This window comes from Myxococcus virescens (assembly GCF_900101905.1).
GTDB classification, from domain to species: Bacteria; Myxococcota; Myxococcia; order Myxococcales; family Myxococcaceae; genus Myxococcus; species Myxococcus virescens.
The window spans coordinates 23,253-40,211 of sequence record NZ_FNAJ01000004.1 but is presented as its reverse complement, the minus strand read 5'-3'; the positions used below and the strand labels follow the sequence as shown (position 1 = coordinate 40,211).

Sequence of the window (16,959 nt, the reverse complement as noted above, 5' to 3'; positions counted from 1 at the left end):
CAAGCACTCAAGGAGAGAACGCAATGAGTGGAGACGTCGTCGCCGAACTGAAGGGCCGTATCGACAAGTCGCTCGAGGGCCTGCGCACGGACCTGACGAGGGTCCGCACGGGCCGCGCCAGCATCGCCATCCTGGATGGCGTCCGGGTGGACTACTACGGCACGCCGACGCCGCTGTCGGGCGTGGCCAGCGTGAACGCGCCCGAGCCCCGGCTCATCACCATCAAGCCGTGGGAGAAGAGCGTCCTCAAGGACATCGAGAAGGCGCTGCGCGAGGCGAACCTGGGCATCAACCCGATGAACGACGGCGAGATGATTCGCCTGCCCTTCCCGCCGCTCACCGAGGAGCGCCGCAAGGACATCGCCAAGCAGGTGAAGACCAAGGGCGAGGAGTTCAAGGTCACCATCCGCAACCTCCGCCGCGACGCGAACGAGGCGCTGAAGACGCAGCTGAAGGACAAGAAGATCACCGAGGACGACCACAAGCGCATCACCGAGGTCGTGCAGAAGCAGACCGACGCGGGCATCACGCAGGTGGATGAAATCGTGAAGAAGAAGGAGAAGGAGGTCATGGAGGTTTGATGTCCTCCATCGTCCTCGCCGAGCCCTCCGCACCGGTGGCGGGCGTTCTGCGCCGCTATCTCGAATCCGCCGGTCATGAAGTGTCCTGGGTGAGCAGCGTCGACGAGGCGCTGCGCACGGTGAGGGGACGAATGCCCACCGTCCTGCTGGCGTCCGGAACGGGCGCCCTGGACGGTGAGGCGCTGTGCCGGAGCATGCGGGCCGAAGGCCTCGCCGCGCCGGTGTTGCTGTTGTATTCGCCGGACGAGGAGCAGGCGGACACGCGGGCCGCCCAGGCGGGCGCGGACGGGTGCCTGGTGGGGCCGCTGAAGCGCCCCACGGTGTTGACGTGCGTGTCCCTGCTCGTCCAGCGCGAGGAGGCGCTGCGGCGGGCGGGTTCCGTGGGCGCACGGCCGCCGCCACCCCCGTTTGATGGGGCGTCACACGCGAGTGAGCCCCCTCCGCTGCCGGGCGCGTTGGGCGGGCGGATGGTTCCGCCTCCGCCGCCGCTCGACGGCGTGGATGCACCTGTCGAGAGCGTGGATGCGCGGGGCATGCCCCCTCCGCCGCCGCTCGACGAAGACGCACTGGAAGCGGAGAGCGCACAGGCGCGGGTGGTACCACCGCCGCGCGAGGCGGAAGCGCCGTTCTCCGAGGGCCACGGCGCGAAGTCCGCGTCACTGCCCCCGGAGCTGGACGAAGAGCCCATCACGTCGCCGTCCTCCGAAGCGGGCAGCACGGCCCTGGATGCGGGCGCGGCGCCTGCTTCAGCCACAGCGGAGACACAGGCTTCCGAGGAAGACGACCTTCCACTGCTCCACGCGGAGCCAGAGGCCGACGAGCCGGATGCCGCTGGGCCAGCGTCCGAGGACGGGCCCGAGGCCACGGAGGCCGTCGCTGCGTCAGGAGCCAGTCCCGAGCCGCCGTCCGCGCAGACGTCTCCGCCCGAGGATCCGGCTATTTGGGCGGCGAAACCCGCTGACTCGGGTGCTGCATCGTCGAGCGCGTCTGACGCCGCCCCCGCGAGCCCCACGACACCGGCGGCCAGCGCTCAGCCTCCCTCGGTGGGTGCCCGGCACTCCGGCGCCTTCCCCGCGCTGGCCCCCACGCCTGTCCCAGGTGGCAGCCGCATCAGCCGGTCCGACCTGGCGGTGGTCGGCTCCTCTCCGGACTTCGAGTTCCTCAAGCGGCTGATGTTGATGGAGGTGAAGCGCAGCCGGCGCTACCGCTACCCCATCGCCGTGCTGCTGGTGGACATCGACAAGTTCGCGGAGAAAGCCGCGCCCCTGGCCCCCGCCGCGCGGAAGCTCGCGCTCGCCGAGGCCCTGGGACTGCTCGTGTCCGGAGTGCGCGACATCGACGTCGCCGTGCCCTTCGCGGACAGCCGCTTCGTCGTCTTCCTGCCGCACACGCCGCGCTCCGGCGCGCTGGTGGTGGGGCAGCGCCTGCGCGAGCTCATCAAGTCCCTGACGGCCTACGAGGGCGCCAGCGCCTCCGTGGGCGTCGCCGTCTCCGAGCCCCCGCCGGGCCGTGGACCCGTGGCGGGCGCCCTGTCACAGGTCAGCTTCGGCAGCCTCCTCAAAGAGGCTGGAGAGGCCCTGCGTCGCGCGCAGGCCGCGGGTGGGGACTGGGTGGAGGCCGCGAGCGGCAGGACTCAGCCGGGATAGACGAAGTCCGTCCCGGTGATGCCGCGGACGACGTCCGCGACGAACGCCATCAACTCCAGGCCCCGGCCCTTGTCGTCCTTCCAGGTGCCGGTGGCCGCGTCGTAGTCGAAGTGGATGCCCTGACCCTGGCCCGCCACCCAGATCTGCCGCACGGCGCGCTGGGTGTTGACGATGCACTTCTCACGCGAAGCCGCGGTGAGCGTCACCATGTCGCCGGTGCTGTCGGCTTCCAGGATGTCAGGGTCGATGGTGTCCGCCGCGCCGAGGATGCGCTTGAACGCGGCGGAGACCAGCTGGTTGTAGCGAGCTTCGTCCATCATGGCCGCAATGGCCTCACTGGATGATGTCGAGCACCTGCTGACCAGGGGCGGCGTAGAACAGGAACTTGAACGCCGGTGAAGACTCCCCCTCCGCGCGCTCCAGGCCGATGACGGTGCCCGGGTTGACGGGCTTGGGGAAGGACTGCATGCCGAGCAGATGGGCCGCCAGGGCGCCCATGGACGGCTGGTGACCCACGAGGACGAGGTTCTCGTCCGCGTACTCGTTGAGCACCGGCTCCACCGCGCCCACGGGCATGTCGGGCAGCAAGCAGCGATGCACCTTCAGCGGGCCCTCGAACCTGGTGGAGATGGAGAGGATCTGCGCCGTCTGCACCGTGCGAACCAGCGGGCTGGTCAGGATGCGCCCCACGGGACCAATGCGCTCGGTCAGCGAAGCGAAATGCTGAGCGGTGCTGGTGCGGGACTTCGCGGTGAGGGCGCGTGCCTCGTCACCGAGACCCTCGGGGATCTCCGCGTCCGCATCCGCGTGCCTAACCAGGAAAAGCCTCAAATTCCCTCCACCGCTTTCGACAGAACCGCGGTTCGTACACGAGCGCGGCAGGGTTGGTCAAAGGTAATGCGGCGATTGTTCAGTGGCCGGAACAACCCCACCGTGACAGACAGAGGCGGGACGCCTCTCACCGCCCAGGTTGCCGGAGCATACATGAGGGGCTGACATGTCCCGTCTGGAGGAAAGCGCGTGCGCAAGGTGCTGTGGGGACTGTGGGTGCTCGTGGCCTTCTCGGCCTGCAAGAAACCCGAGGACGCTTCCGGGCCGCCCGCCGGAGTGGTGGGCGAGCAGGCCCCCGGCGCTTCCGACGGTGTGGTGGAGGCAGGCCCCTACACGGTGACGAAGGAGAAGCTGGACGCGTACGTGGGCTATCAGCGGCGGATGTTGGAGGTGTACGCATCGCTCATGAAGGGCCTGCAGAACCTGGGGGCGCTGGTGGACGCCGGCACCCCAGAGGCCATGGCCGCCGCGCGCGAGGGCCTGAAGGTGGTGGAGGCCAAGGCCAAGGCGGAGGCCGAGGCGCGCCGCGAGGCACAGCTCTCCGAGGCGGACGTCAACGGCATCGCGGAGGTCGTCACCGCCGTCGTCAGCCAGCGGCAGCTGGGGCGCACGCTCCAATACGAAGAGGAGCTGAAGAAACTGGAGGCGCTCCAGGCGAAGCTTCCGCCCGAGCAGCAACAGGGCATGGCGCCCCAGGTGGCGTCGATGCGCGCCCAGGTGGAGGCCTTCCAGACGCTGGCCGATGCCCGCCGCGACTACGGCGATGCGAACATCGACGTCGTCCTGACGCGTGAGGAAGACCTCATCCAGAACTACCAGGAGATGATTCGCGTCTTCACCGGCACACGCCGGTGAAGACGGGCCCCGCCTTCTCGCCTCAGACGCGCTTGAGGTGCGGGGCCTGCTTGAAGAGCTGCGCCAGGTAGACGTCGGCGACCTTCTCCATGACGGTGTTGCCGCGCAGGCGCTGCCGGAGGTTGACGAAGTCCACCTGGTCCAGCCGCTGGTCCTGGTTGTAGCAGGAGAACACCCACGTCTCCTTGCCCGTCACCGGGTCCACGTGCCGCTGGAGGCACTGGGCGCAGATCTCCTTCATCATGCACTGCATCGGCGAGTTGATGGAGCCGATGGCCTCGTGTCCCGGCTTGAGGTGCGGCTGGAGCACGCCGTGCCGCGCCTCGGCCACCGCGCGCATCATTCCGTCCGAGCCGATGGCGATGATGCGGTCCACGTCCGCCAGGGAGATGACGGGGGCGGGGCCCAGCTTGCCCTCCGCGTAGGCCACCATCGCCTGCACCACGTTGCCCCGGAACGCCGCGTCCTGCGGCCGGCGCGCCTCAATCGTGTCCCCGGTGTCCACGGACCACACAATCTGGTCCGTGCCGGCCTCGATTTCGTCGTGCTTGAAGGAGTCCGACTTCTGCCGGTAGCCGGCGAAGTACACGACGCGGCAGCCGGCCGCCTTGAGCGAGCGGGCGATGGAGAAGAGCACGGCGTTGCCCAGACCGCCGCCCACGAGCACCACCGTCTCGTTGTGGCCAATCTCCGTGGGCGCGCCGGTGGGGCCCATGAGCACCACGGGCTCACCGGGCTTGAGCGCGGCGCACAGGCGCGAGGACGAGCCCATCTCCAGCACGATGGTGCCCATCAGCCCCTTCTCCTTGTCCACCCAGGCACCGGTGAGGGCCAGGCCCTCCATGGTGAGGCGCACGCCGTCCACCACAGGCGCGTTCCGCTCGAAGTTCTGCAGCCGGTAGAACTGGCCGGGCGAAAAGTGGCTGGCCGCGAAGGGCGCGCGCACCACCACCTCGACGATGGTCGGCGTCAGCCGGTTGACGGCCACCACGGTGGCGGTGAACGCCTCGTCCAGCCTGGCGAAGTGCGCGGCGCGCCGCGCGTCACGCGCGGCCTGGGCCACCTCGTCGGTGAAGTCGAGCGCGGCCACTTCCTTGGCGTACAGCCGCGCCACCTGCGGGTGGCCGTCCTTCGCGCTGGCCATGGCCTTCACCACGTTGCCCGCATAGGTCGGGTGGTTGTCACCGTAGAAGGAGATGAAGCGGCCGTCCTTCTGGTACGAGGTGAAGAACCCCGTCTTCGCGGCCGGGTCCTCCTTCGCCTTCACGGGCGCCAGCGAGAAGCCGTCTTCGGCGTCCACCAGCTCGTGGCTCTGGAAGTACTCGCCGCGCGCGTCGAGCTGGAAGGTACCTGGGTATTCCTTCTCGTACGTGACGTTGGGGGACGTGCCGGCGGCGACGCACACCGTGCGCGCGGGCAGCTCGAAGAACTGGCCGCTGCCCTTGAGCTTGCCGTCCACCGTCACCATGCGCTCGAAGCGCAGCGCGCGCACCGCGCCGGAGGCGTCCGACAGGGCCTCCACCGGGCTCATGCGCTCGATGAAGCGGATGCCTTCCTCCAGCGCCTTCGTCACTTCCTCGTGGTTGAGGCGGTAGGCGGGGGACTCGGTGAGGCTGCGGCGGTAGACGAGGCTGACGCCGCCCCACGCGCGCACCAGCTTGATGAAGTCCGGGTCGCGGCCCAGGGCCTTCGCCTTTTGGCGCTCCTCGCGCACGGCGCGGCCATGCTCCAGGAACGTCTGGTAGGTGGCGCGCTCCTCCGCGTCGAGGCGGGCCAGCACGGCCTCCTCGCCCACCTGGGACACCAGCTTCTCGTGGCGGGCGAGCGCCTTCTCCACCTGCACCGGGTAGTACGCCATCAGCTCCGTGGCGGTGTCGATGCCGGTGAGGCCACCGCCGATGACGATGGCGGGCAGCTGCACCTGGAGGTTCGCCAGCGAGTCCTTCTTGAACGCGCCGGTGAGCTGGAGCGCCATCAGGAAGTCACTGGCCTTGCGGATGCCCCGGATGAGGTTGTTCTTCATCCCGATGATGGTCGGGCGGCCCGCGCCAGCGGCGATGGCGATGTGGTCGAAGCCCAGCGCCCACGCGTCCTCCACCGTGAGGGTGCCGCCGAAGCGCACGCCGCCGTGGATGCGGAAGCTCTCCCGGCGCGCCAGCGTGAGGTGGATGAGCGTGAGGAAGTTCTTGTCCCAGCGCACGGTGATTCCGTACTCGGACACGCCGCCAAAGCCCTCCAGGATGCGCTCGTCCAGCTCGCTGGTGAGCGCGGACCAGTCGCGGATGGGCTGGAGCGAGTGGCCATTGCGGCCCACGAGCGCGTCGGGGAAGGGCTCAATCTTGAGGCCGTCCACGCCGGTGACGCCGAAGCCCTCGTTGAGGAGGTAGTGCGACAGCGTGTAGCCGGCGGGGCCCAGCCCCACCACCAGCACGTTGCGGCCCACGTAGGGCAGCGCGTACGGGCGGCGGACGTTGAGCGGGTTCCACCGCGTGAGCAGGCCGTAGATTTCGAAGCCCCACGGCAGGTTCAGCACGTCCGTGAGCGTGGCTGTCTCCGCCAGGGGGATGTTCACCGGCTCTTGCTTCTGGAAGATGCAGGCCTTCATGCAGTCATTGCAGATGCGGTGGCCGGTGCCCGGGCACATCGGGTTGTCGAGCGTCACCATGGCCAGCGCGGCCACGGAGTTGCCTTCACGCTTGAGCAGGTGCGCCTCGGAGATGCGCTCGTCGAGCGGGCACCCGTTGAGGGGGATGCCCAGCGGGTTCTTCTTGTAGTGGTGCCCCTCGGCCACCGGGTCCTTGGCGGGGAAGCCCTTGGTGCACGAGTCCTTCTGCCGCTCGTGGCAGAGCACGCAGTAGTCCACCTCGTTCATCACGTCGCGCGAGGTGCCCCGGCGGTCGGTGAGCTTGAAGCCGTCGCGGTGGCGGAGGTGGTGTTCCAGGCCCTCGGTGGCCTCGGGCAGCTCGTTGTCCGGGCGCTGGAGCTGGACGAGCTGGTCGAACACCAGCGGCTTGGGAATCCGGTGGGTGGGCCAGGCGTGGAAGAGGTCCTTCGTCTCCGGATGCAGCGCCCGCGCGTAGGTCCAACGGTCCGCCAGCGACAGCAGCGCGCGCACGGACTGGAGCTCCGCGGCGTCATCGCCCTGCGTGACGAGGCTGGAGCCGAAGGCATCCTTGCCCTCGGGCGTGGACAGCAGTACCTCGCGCAGCGCAGCCCAGCGGGCGCGCAGGGCCTCCGCCTCGCCCTGACGCTCGGCGGGCAGCGCGTTGGAGAACAGGCGCTCCAGGTCCATCAGCGAGAGGACGGATTCCGCCAGACCCCGCTCCAGGTCCCCGGTGGCCAGCGCCTCCGGGAAGCCCAGCTGGAGCATCAGCCGCATGCGCGCGTCCAGCGAGGGGAACTCCGCCAGCGCCGGGCGGTCCGCGGCGCCCTTCTTGAAGACGCGGCGGGTGATGAACTCGCGCTTGAAGTCGAAGAGCGGCAGCTCGCCCTTGAGGCGGCCGGACAGGCGCTCCAGCTCCTGCTCCACTCGGAAGAGGCGCGTGACGAAGCGCGACACGTGGCGCGACACGCGGACGAGCAGGTCCGACTCCGCGGCGCCGCTGACGCTCGTGCCGCCAGATTTGCGGTACGCGTCGAAGGCCTGGAAGAGCTCGGGCTCATCCTCGGTGAGCTGTGCGTCGAAGCGCTCCGCCAACCGGCGCAGACCAGCGGGACGATACAGGTCCTCGAAGACGAAGCCCGGCAGGCCCAGGGTCAGAGGAGGGGTGGGGTCGGAGGGCAGGTCAGTCAAGGCGCGCATGTCACGAACAGTGTGGGAGGAACCTGGAGAAACGGCTTCCAGGCGGGACCTATTTCGCGGTGTGCCGTCCGGAAATCAAGCGGGCTTGTCACTGGAGGTGAGGGCCGGCGTCGCCGTACAGGCAGGGCGGGGCTGCACGCCTACACAGTGACGCTCCTGCCTACCGCTGGGTGTGTGGCTCGCCTTCGGGCAACGCGTCACGGTGGGTAGGCAGGGACACATGCTCCAGTCGCCGACGCAGTTGCAGCAGCCCCCAGAACATGCGCGCCGCGTCGAGCCCTGGGATGACCTTGGAACCTCCGAAGTCCTCCCAGTCGATGGGGACCTCCAGGAAGCGCGCGCCCTGGCGCTTCAGCATCACCAGCAACTCCACGTCCAGCAGCCAGCGCTGCTCCTGGAGGACGTCCAGGAGCGGCCGCAGGATGTCCGCGCGGACGAACTTCACCCCGCACTGCGTGTCGTAGAAGTGGAGTTTGAAGTTCGCATCCGTGAGCGTGGCGAAGATGCGGCCCTGCAGGTGGCGGTGGAGGCTGCGCACGACGCGGCGCCCGGCCATGAGGATGCGTGAGCCGGCCAGGACGTCCAGGTTCTGCGCCATCTCCGAGGCGCTCAGCGCCACCAGCCGGTGAAACTCCTCGGCGCTGATGGCGCCATCCGCGTCCAGGAAGGCCAGCCACGTGACGCCCGCGGACGCGTGACGCCAGCCGAGCCGGATGGCCGAGCCCTTTCCCTGGTTGCGAGGCGCCGCCACGTAGGTGAACTGGTGCCGCGCCCCCGCGGTGGCGAGGCGAGCCTGGGCCGCCTCGACGCTGGCGCGCTGGAGTTCGGCCTGCTTGGGCGCGCTGCCATCGTCGACGACGACGAACTCCACCGGCGGGGCGCTCCGCTCGAGGAACACGCGCGTGAGCTCCGCGACGAAGCGAGGAAGCCGCTCACCCTCGTTGTAGGCGGGGATGACGACGCTGACGAAGGGCGCATGCACGCTTTCGATTGAGCACAGGTGCAGATGGGCCGTCAATGCAAGGTGTCGGCCTGTTCCCGCCTCGCACGCACCATGCCGCACGGTCCGAAGTCCTGGCGCGCGGCCTGTTCGGGAGGTCCGGGGCAGGCGCCGTGCCCCTCGTCAGGGGGCTTCAACGGGACTTCTTGTTGCGGCGCTTCTTCTGTCCGGAGGCGCTCCGGCGCGGCGAAGCCTCCGCTGAGGGCTGTGCAGGCGCAGAAGGCGCGGCCTTCTTCGCACGGGCCGTCTTGCTGGTGACCGGTTCGCCCGCGGCCGGCGCACGAGGCGCCGAGGTCGAATCCACTTCCGTGGAAGCCGCGCTCACCGGCTGCTTCGGCCGAGCTGGCTGCCGTGACGGGGCCTTGGGGGCACGCGGCTTGGGCAGCACGGTGTCTACGCCTGGAGCCGTCAGGGAGACCGGCGCGGTTGGCGGCTGCGCCTCGGCGGACGGGGCCGCTTCGTGCTCGCGTCGCTTTGCGAACTCTTGCCGTGGCACCGCTGCATCGGAAGCCGTGGGGACTGACCTCGCCCGGAGTGCCTCCACCTCGCGACGCAGACGGAGCACCTCGGCGGAGAGCTGCGCGTAGGAGTCGCGCACGTGTCCGTTGAACACGCGCTGCCTGCCGAGCGCCTCGTTGATGAACACCTGGCACGACTTGCGGAAGGCCCACTTGGCCAGAAGGACGACTTGTCCCACGCCGCCCCGGTGGGTGTGCAGGGGGAGGGCGCGCGTGGCGTCCGCGTACTCCTCCAGCGCATGCAGGTTGAAGGTCAGCGGTTCCACCCGAGGCTCCACGCCTTCGGGCGGCAGCTCCACTTCCTCGGAGGTGGGGAGGCCGCGCGTGCGCAGGCGCTCCTCGATGCGGGCTATCAGCTCCCGCGCGGGGATGTCCCGTCCCAGTAGCTTCATCGGCGCTTCTCCTCGAGGATGCGTTGCATTTCTTCCCGGTAGGCCGCCACCACCTGCGGCCAGCCCTGCTTCTTCACGTACGCCAGGCCTCGCTTGCCCATGGGCCCACGCTCCGAGCCCACCTCGCGCAGGCCCTGGATGAACGACTCCAGGTCCGTGTACGCGCGGCCCGCGCCGCTGCGCTCCACCTGTCCCACCAGCACGTCCGAGCGCCCGTTCACGAGCACGGGCGTGCCCTGGGCGAAGGACTCCAGCGTCAGCAGCGACAGGCTCTCGTAGCGGGACGGCACCACCACCGCCAACGCCCCCGCAAGCGCGTCGTGTTTGTCCTGCTCGTCGATGCGGCCCAGATAGCGCACGCCCTCGCCGGACAGCTCCATGTTGGTGTCGCCCGCGAGCACCAGGTCCGGCGCGTCCTCGAACCGGTTCTTCAGGGCCTGGTGGTACTCGAGCAGCTCCGGCACGCCTTTGCCCGGCTCCTGGCGGCCGATGTAGAGCAGGTAGTGCCGGTGGATGCCGTGCTTCTCCTTGAAGCGCGCGCCATCCGCCCGAGGCCGGTCCACGCCCACGCCCACCACCCGCGTGGGGGCGTGATTCGGGAAGTACTTCTCGATGAGCGTGTGCTCCTCCGGCGTGAGGCAGAGCAGGGCGCGCGGGCGTTCGAAGACGTCCCGATACACACCGAAGCGGACGGGGGCCTCATCATGTGTGGTGGGCACCAGCAGGGCCCGGTCCGCCACCAGCGGCAATCCCCACACCGTGGGCGCGTAGAGGTAGGTGAAGAAGAGATAGCCGTCGTAGGCGTCGCGCTCGGTGGCCAGGTGGTGCAGCAGGCCGGGGCACATGGGGCCCTGCTCGGCCACCCACTGCTCCTCGCGCAGCCGCTCGTTGCTCTTGTCGAACACCTGCCGCGACAGGCCGTTGAAGCCTCGGATGTTGCGCACCCGCGTGGACGGGAAGCGCAACACCTTGATGCCGTCCACGACGTCGGGGCCGGGCGGAAACGCGTTGTCCCACACGAGGTGGTTCTTCGCGCAGGTCGTCAGCACGGTGAGGTCCCAGTGCGGAGCCAGGTGCTCGGCCATCTGCGCGGCGAGCTTCTCCGCGCCGCCCGTCACCTCCCCATAGCGCTGCACCACCATCGCCACCCGGGGACGCTCGGGGGGCTTCCGGGGCTTCGTGGGCGCGGGGCGGGGGAGCACCGTCTCCAGTGCCTTCGTGAAGGCGGTCTGCACGGAAGGCGCGGAGAAGTGCTCCAACCGCCGCGTCTGGCCAGCGATGACGGGCCCGCGCAGGGAGAGGTCCTCGCTCAGGTCCACCGCCAGCTCCGCGAGGAAGGCGAAGCGCTTCTGGTCGAAGGCCACGCCCGCGCCGCCCAGGGTCTCCGGCACCGCGGCGGCCGCGTAGGCCAGCACGGGCACCTCGGCGGCCATGGCCTCGATGAGGGGGACGCCGAAGCCCTCATGCTCGCTCATGGAGACGAAGACGGAGGCGGAGCGGTACGCTGCCACGAGCTGCGCGTGGCTCAGTCGTCCCAGGAAGCTCACGCCGCGCAGGCCGCGCGCCTCGCGCTGGAGCATGCGGAAGTACCGGCTGCCGGGCTCGTAGCCGCCCACCATCAACAAGCGGGCCTGGGGGCGCAGCCGCAGGACTTCGCGGTGGAGCGCGAGCAGGTCCTCGAAGCGCTTGTGCGGCATGACCCGGCTCACGCCGAGCAGCACGGGGCCTGGACCTTCGAGCCGCTGGAGCATCTTCGCGTCGGCGCTGGCGCGGGAGAATCGCTCCGGCTCGATGAAGAGGGGCACCGTGTGGACGTTGCGGTACCCCGCGACGCGCAGCTCGGCGGCGTTGAAGTCCGACACGCCGATGGCCACATCCGCGAAGGGGGCCATCGCGGCGAGCTGGGCCCGTCCCGCCACCAGCGCGTCCGCCAGCGGCAGCCCTTCGTAGAAACGCGCGGGGCTGATGTTGTGGAAGACGATGCCGCGCCGACAGGGCAGGTGCATCAGCCGGCTGCTGAGCGGGGAGGCGATGCCATGGTGGTAGAGGACCAGGTCACCGGACTCGGGACGCAGCGCGGACGCGGGGCTGGCCAGCCCTTCGAGCCCCGGGCCCACTTCGTCCGCATACAGCGCGCCCGCGTGCCCCATGCGGCGCAGCAGGAGCTGCAGATGCAGCGCGGCCTGCCCGGTGGCGTCGCCGGGGACAAAGCTGGGTATCAACTGGTGGATCGCCATGCGGGCCCTGCCTATCACACGCACGTGCTATGAGGCGCACCGTGTCCATGGGACCTATCGCCTTCGACGCGACACTCTGGGACGAGCCGACCACCGGCATCGGCCTGTACACCCGTTGCCTGGCCTCCGCCCTGGAGGCGCTCGGCGTCCAGCTCACCCGCGTAGGGGCTCAGTCATCCGGCGAGGCCCCTCGCGCGAAGGCAGGGCGGACCGCCTGGACGCTGGGCGGCTTGCCGCGTGTGCTCCAGGGCTCGGATGCGCCGCTGTACCACGCACACGGTAACTTCAACCTGCCCCTCATCCGCGCTCCCGGCATGAAGTACGTGCTGACGGTGCACGATTTGATTCCGCTGCTGATGCCGGAGACGGTGTCGGCCGCGTTCCGCTGGCAGTTCCGGCTGTGGTTGTCGCGCAGCCTGATGGTGGCGGACCAGGTGGTGTGCGTGAGCGAACGCACGCGGCAGGACCTGCTGGCTCGCTACCCGGAAGCGGAGTCGCGCACGGTGGTGGTGCCCAATGGCGTGGACCACGTCCATGCGCCCGTCCTGGACGACACCAGCAAGGACTTCCTGCGCGCGCTCTCACTGCCGAAGGAGTACGTGCTCTACGCGGGCTCGCTCGACGTGCGGAAGAACGTGGACCTGGTGCTGGACGCGTTGGAGCGGCTGCGACTGCGGGGGCGGCCTGCCTCGTTGGTGCTGGCGGGACAGAGCTGGTTCGGCGCGGGGCGCGTGGAGGCGCGCATCTCCCGGCTGCGCTCGGAGGGGTTCGAGGTTCGCTCGCTCGGCTATCAATCCGACGCCGTGTTCTACGAGCTGATGCGCCGCGCGGCCGTGTTCGTGTTCCCGTCTCGTTATGAGGGGTTCGGGCTGCCACCGCTGGAGGCGATGCGGCTGGGGACGCCCACCATCGTCTCCACCGCGGGCTCGCTGCCGGAGGTCTGTGGCGACGCCGCGCTGAGCGTGGGGCCCGACGACGCGAACGGGCTCGCGAGGGCGTTGGACCGGCTGCTCCACTCGCCGGAGGAACGGCGGGCGCTCGCGGAGCGTGGAAAGGCGCAGGCCGCGAAGTTCACCTGGAAGCGGACCGCCGAGGGTACCTTGGCGGCGTACGAGGCCGCGCTGCGGCGATAAGGAGACGTATGCGAAAGCTCGTCTGGAGTGGGGTGATGCTGTGCGGACTGCTCGCGGGCTGTGCGAGCCGGCAGGAGACAGGCGCTGCTCCGGCGGAGCCGCCACCCGCCGAGGCCGAAGCCAGCGCAGAGGCGCCGGCGCCGGCCCCTGAAGCCACGCAGGCCACCGAGATTCCGTCTGCCGAGGATGGTGAGGCGAGGGCGGCCGTCCAGCCCCTGGTGGTGACGCCCAATCCCGAGCCGAAGGACCCCATCAATGTCCGAAGCGCCACGGTGGACGGTGGCATCCTGACGCTGGCCGTGATGCATGGCGGAGGTTGCGCCGAGCACACGTACTCGCTGGCCTGGGATGGGAACCTCCAGCAGGGCGCGGATGGCACGCCCGTGGCGAACCTGGTGCTGGTGCACGATGGGAACAACGACCGGTGCAAGGCGCTCCTGCGGGCCAGCCCTCGCTTCGACGTGTCCTCGGTTTCGCAGCGCTTCGGGGCGCAGTTCGGGAAGACCTCGGGCACGGTGAACCTGGTCGTGTCGGACCAGGCTCCCGTGCGCTACGACTTCTGAGCCCTACGGCTCGGCGGGGGACGCCTCGGTGACGCCCTCCGCTAGCAGGTCCTCGCGCAGCTTCGTGAGGACCTTGCCCAGCAGGTTCAGTCCTCGCCACTTCGCGGGGTGATGGATGCGCGGGTCCTCCTCATCCAACCCCACACCCCAGATGCGATCCACGGGGCTGGCTTCCACCAACTCCGTGCCCGCGGTGGCCAGGAGCGCCTTCAACAGCTCCGGGCTCTGGGTGAACTTCGCGCGGTTGCCCTCGTAGACGATGCGCTCACGCGCCTTCTCCCAGCGCGCGTTGTCGAAATCGCGGACCTTGCGGCCCAGGGCCTTGTGCGTCTTGGGCGACTTCGATGACAGGATGCTCGCCAGCGCCGCGTTGTCACCGAAGAGCCGCGCCTTGCCTGCCATCATGTACTGCTCCGCGCACACGTAGCGCACGCCGTCCACGGCGAAGTCGGAAGGGTGCCACTGGGAGAAGGGGGAGTGCGCCTGCCAGAAGAAGGTGAACCGCTGCTGTCCTGCTTCGCTCATGGGCGACCTCAGAAATGGTGTTGATTGTACACTAACGCTGCTGGCCCAGCGGCCTGACAAACGTCGCTACACTGCCCACCTTCATGACGCTCTCCGACGCCCTGGTCCTGCTGGAACGCTGCTTCACCGGGCTTGCGGAAGGCGCCCCCCGGCTCCGCGAGCAGGAAGACGCCCGCTTCGCCCTCCGTCCCAGCGCCGTGTGGCTGGAGTACCGCTGGTACGTCCAGGAGCGGGGGATGGCGGAGGTCTTCCTCAAGTGGCCCCGTGCCTCCACCGAGCAGAGCGCCGCGGCCGAGGCCACGGTGCTGCGCGTCCATCTGCTCGGCGTGTCACCCACGCTTTCCCAACGTGCGGGGCAACTGCTCGTGGGCGGCACGCCGTCGAGAGAGCGCATCATGGACCTCTTCGGCGATGACGGCGTGCGCCGGGAGTGCGTCTGCCTGGGCCGGACGAACGTCACCGTGGAGCATTGGGAGCCGCAGCCCGGCCCGCGCCCGTTGTTGGATGATGCGCGCTTCACCTCGCTGGCCGAGGTGCTGGAGGCGCCGGACTCCACGCCCGAGGCGCGTCACGAGGCGGTGCAGCGGCTGGCTGACGAGCGAAGCCCTCGCGTCGTGGCGGTGCTGCTCGCGCTGGTGGCACGCAAGCACTCGTTGATGGCGCTGCGGGTATTGTCGGAGTGGGGCGTCGTGGGGGCGCGCGAGGCGCTTCAGCGGGACCTGGCCCAGGTGCGGCCAGACAATCCGGCGGACCTGTGGACCCTCACGGCGTTGGAGCGGCGGCTTCAGGCCTGGGCGGCGATTCAGTGAACAGGGACGCCTGACGCGTCACCTCGTCACGGGCCCGTCCACTTCGGACTCGCGGGCCCGCGACGTCAGTCCCCTCGAAGCTGGCGCGGCATCGGTCGTCCAGCCGAGCCTCCGACGCGCGCGCCTCCTTGGGGACACGCGCGCGCCTTCGCTTGCTCACGCCGCGCCGGGCACGCGGGGGCCGAGCACATCGCGCAGCGCGTCCGCCACGGTCAGCTTCGGGGCCCAACCCAGCGCCTTCAGCTTGTCGGGAGCGCCGACGAGGCTGGGGATGTCGGAGGGCCGGAGGCGCGCGGGGTCCAGCTCGATGCGCGCGTTGACCCCCGCCAGCGACAGCATCTCCTCCAGCAGGCTGCGGATGGTGCGGCCCTCACCGCTGCCGATGTTGTACGCCTGCCCCGGCTCACCCTTGTCGAGCAGCAGCCGGTAGGCCTCCACCACGTCGCGGACGTGGGAGAAGTCGCGCACCGCATCCAGGTTTCCCGTGCGCAGCACCGGGTCCACCGTGCCCAGCCCGATGGCGCGAATCTGCGCCGCGAACGAGGGCACCACGAAGGTGGGGTCCTGCCCCGCGCCCAGGTGGTTGAAGGGCCGCGCCATGACGACCTCCAGCCCGTAGCTGCGGTGGAACTGCACCGCGGCCAGCTCCGCTGCGGACTTGGAGGCCGCGTAGGGGCTCAGGGGCACCGCGGGGGTGTCCTCGGTGGCACGCGTGCCTTCGGGCACCGGGCCGTACACCTCGCCGGAGCCCACCAGCACCACACTCGCCTTCGGGACGCTCTCGCGCACCGCGGTGAGCAGGTGCACCACGCCCATGGTGTTCACCGCGAACACCCGGGACGGGTTGTGGTGGCTCTTCGCGACCGAGCTGAAGCCCGCCAGGTGAATGATGCCCTCGGGCTTCACCTCGGCCACCGCCGCCTTCACCGAGGCTTCGTTGGCCACGTCGAAGTGCAGGGCGTTGCTGTTGATGCCCTCACCGCGCGGCCCGTGGGCCTCCACCACCTCGTCGCCAGCGGCGCGCAGCAGGGCGCACAAGTGCCGGCCGACGAAGCCATCCGCGCCTGTTACCAGAATGCGCATCTACCGCTGCCCCGCCTTCACGCGCTCCAGGTCCGCGTCCACCATCATCTCCACCAGCTCCTTGAAGCGGACCTTGGGCTCCCAGCCCAGCTTCGTCTTCGCCTTGGCCGGGTCACCGATGAGCAGGTCCACCTCGGCGGGGCGCACGAAGGCCGGGTCGATGAAGACGTGCTTCTCCCAGTCCAGGCCCACGCGCGCGAAGGCAATCTCCACCAGCTCGCGCACGGTGTGCGTCTCGTTGGTGGCCACCACGTAGTCCTCGGCCTGCGGCTGCTGGAGCATCCGCCACATGGCGTCCACGTAGTCGCCCGCGAAGCCCCAGTCGCGCTTGGCGTCCAGGTTGCCCATGGGCAGCTTCTCCTGGAGGCCCAGCTTGATGCGCGCCACGTTGTAGGTGACCTTGCGCGTGACGAACTCCAGGCCCCGGCGCGGCGACTCGTGGTTGAAGAGGATGCCGCTCACCGCGAACAGGTTGAAGGACTCGCGGTAGTTCACCGTGATGTGGTGGCCGTAGGCCTTGGCCACGCCGTACGGGCTGCGCGGATAGAAGGGCGTGTCCTCCGTCTGCGGAACCTCCAGCACCTTGCCGAACATCTCGCTGGACGACGCCTGGTAGAAGCGCGCCTCCGGGCGGGTGTGGCGGATGGCCTCCAGCATCTTCGTCACGCCCAGCGCGGTGAACTCGCCCGTGAGCACCGGCTGGTTCCAGCTGGTGGGGACGAAGGACTGCGCCGCCAGGTTGTAGACCTCGTCGGGCTTCGTCAGGTTGAGCAACGCCGCGAGCGAGAACTGGTCCAGCAAGTCGCCCTGGTGGAGCTGAATCTTCCCGTGCAGGTGCTGGATGCGCTCGAACTTCTCCTCCGACGAGCGGCGCACCATGCCGTGCACCTCGTAGCCCTTCGAAAGGAGCAGCTCCGCGAGATAGCTGCCGTCCTGCCCCGTGATGCCCGTAATGAGTGCGCGCTTGGTCGCCATGTTCTTTTC

15 protein-coding genes are annotated in these 16,959 nt (G+C 69.6%); 6 read left to right on the top strand and 9 right to left on the bottom strand.

The genetic code is table 11. The features are described 5' to 3' along the window. Window positions 1–23: 23 nt before the first annotated feature. Both frr and BLU09_RS13635 read left to right on the top strand, forming a co-directional pair. Window positions 24–581 carry a ribosome recycling factor gene (gene frr / locus BLU09_RS13640; protein WP_090489999.1) on the top strand — a complete coding sequence of 186 codons (558 nt, stop codon included), beginning with the start codon at window positions 24–26 and terminating at the stop codon, window positions 579–581. After that, a complete protein-coding gene (locus BLU09_RS13635) occupies window positions 581–2,227 on the top strand; it encodes a diguanylate cyclase (protein ID WP_090489998.1) in 1,647 nt (548 codons plus the stop codon). The genes frr and BLU09_RS13635 overlap by 1 nt, the downstream gene beginning before the upstream one ends. Here the strand turns inward: BLU09_RS13635 and cyaY are convergent. Together cyaY and BLU09_RS13625 are read right to left on the bottom strand one after the other, a co-directional pair. After that, window positions 2,215–2,547: an iron donor protein CyaY gene (cyaY, locus tag BLU09_RS13630; RefSeq protein WP_090489997.1), complete on the bottom strand. Its 333-nt coding sequence runs from the start codon at window positions 2,545–2,547 to the stop codon at window positions 2,215–2,217. The two genes, BLU09_RS13635 and cyaY, sit on opposite strands and share 13 nt — an antisense overlap. 13 nt (window positions 2,548–2,560) lie before the next feature. Continuing rightward, window positions 2,561–3,058 (bottom strand): SixA phosphatase family protein, encoded by a 498-nt coding sequence (locus BLU09_RS13625; RefSeq protein ID WP_090489996.1) that lies wholly within the window; start codon window positions 3,056–3,058, stop codon window positions 2,561–2,563. 189 nt (window positions 3,059–3,247) lie between these two features. Here BLU09_RS13625 and BLU09_RS13620 point away from each other — a divergent pair, with 189 nt between their 5' ends. Next, entirely contained in the window at window positions 3,248–3,913 is a 666-nt protein-coding gene (locus BLU09_RS13620) for a hypothetical protein (RefSeq protein ID WP_090489995.1), read from the top strand. A gap of 22 nt (window positions 3,914–3,935) precedes the next feature. Here BLU09_RS13620 and BLU09_RS13615 read toward each other — a convergent pair whose 3' ends face one another. The 4 genes from BLU09_RS13615 to BLU09_RS13600 form a co-directional block, all read right to left on the bottom strand. Beyond that, window positions 3,936–7,715, bottom strand: coding sequence for an FAD-dependent oxidoreductase (locus BLU09_RS13615; RefSeq protein WP_090489994.1), 3,780 nt, complete (start codon window positions 7,713–7,715; stop codon window positions 3,936–3,938). A 160-nt stretch (window positions 7,716–7,875) separates the two neighbouring features. Further along, the gene (locus BLU09_RS13610) at window positions 7,876–8,697 is read right to left on the bottom strand and encodes a dolichyl-phosphate beta-glucosyltransferase (RefSeq protein ID WP_090489993.1); all 822 of its coding nucleotides are present in this window, start codon (window positions 8,695–8,697) and stop codon (window positions 7,876–7,878) included. Between the two features lie 151 nt (window positions 8,698–8,848). Further along, a complete protein-coding gene (locus BLU09_RS13605; RefSeq protein ID WP_090489992.1) occupies window positions 8,849–9,625 on the bottom strand; it encodes a hypothetical protein in 777 nt (258 codons plus the stop codon). Then, window positions 9,622–11,862: a glycosyltransferase family 4 protein gene (locus tag BLU09_RS13600; RefSeq protein ID WP_090489991.1), complete on the bottom strand. Its 2,241-nt coding sequence runs from the start codon at window positions 11,860–11,862 to the stop codon at window positions 9,622–9,624. The genes BLU09_RS13605 and BLU09_RS13600 overlap by 4 nt, the downstream gene beginning before the upstream one ends. A 47-nt stretch (window positions 11,863–11,909) precedes the next feature. Between BLU09_RS13600 and BLU09_RS13595 the strand changes: the two genes are divergently transcribed. Both BLU09_RS13595 and BLU09_RS13590 read left to right on the top strand, forming a co-directional pair. Beyond that, entirely contained in the window at window positions 11,910–12,995 is a 1,086-nt protein-coding gene (locus tag BLU09_RS13595) for a glycosyltransferase family 4 protein (protein ID WP_090489990.1), read from the top strand. Window positions 12,996–13,003: 8 nt separating this feature from the next. Next, entirely contained in the window at window positions 13,004–13,558 is a 555-nt protein-coding gene (locus BLU09_RS13590; protein WP_090489989.1) for a hypothetical protein, read from the top strand. Window positions 13,559–13,561: 3 nt separating this feature from the next. On the opposite strand, the gene BLU09_RS13585 is transcribed toward BLU09_RS13590, so the two are convergent. Beyond that, window positions 13,562–14,083 (bottom strand): NADAR family protein, encoded by a 522-nt coding sequence (locus tag BLU09_RS13585; RefSeq protein WP_090489988.1) that lies wholly within the window; start codon window positions 14,081–14,083, stop codon window positions 13,562–13,564. An 83-nt stretch (window positions 14,084–14,166) separates the two neighbouring features. On the opposite strand from BLU09_RS13585, the gene BLU09_RS13580 reads away from it, so the two are divergent. After that, window positions 14,167–14,892, top strand: coding sequence for a hypothetical protein (locus BLU09_RS13580; protein ID WP_090489987.1), 726 nt, complete (start codon window positions 14,167–14,169; stop codon window positions 14,890–14,892). Window positions 14,893–15,048: 156 nt separating this feature from the next. Here the strand turns inward: BLU09_RS13580 and BLU09_RS13575 are convergent, their stop codons facing one another. Next, window positions 15,049–15,975 carry a GDP-mannose 4,6-dehydratase gene (locus BLU09_RS13575; RefSeq protein WP_090489986.1) on the bottom strand — a complete coding sequence of 309 codons (927 nt, stop codon included), beginning with the start codon at window positions 15,973–15,975 and terminating at the stop codon, window positions 15,049–15,051. Further along, complete coding sequence (gmd, locus tag BLU09_RS13570; RefSeq protein ID WP_011555292.1) at window positions 15,976–16,950, bottom strand: GDP-mannose 4,6-dehydratase; 975 nt, start codon at window positions 16,948–16,950, stop codon at window positions 15,976–15,978. Window positions 16,951–16,959 lie beyond the last annotated feature (9 nt).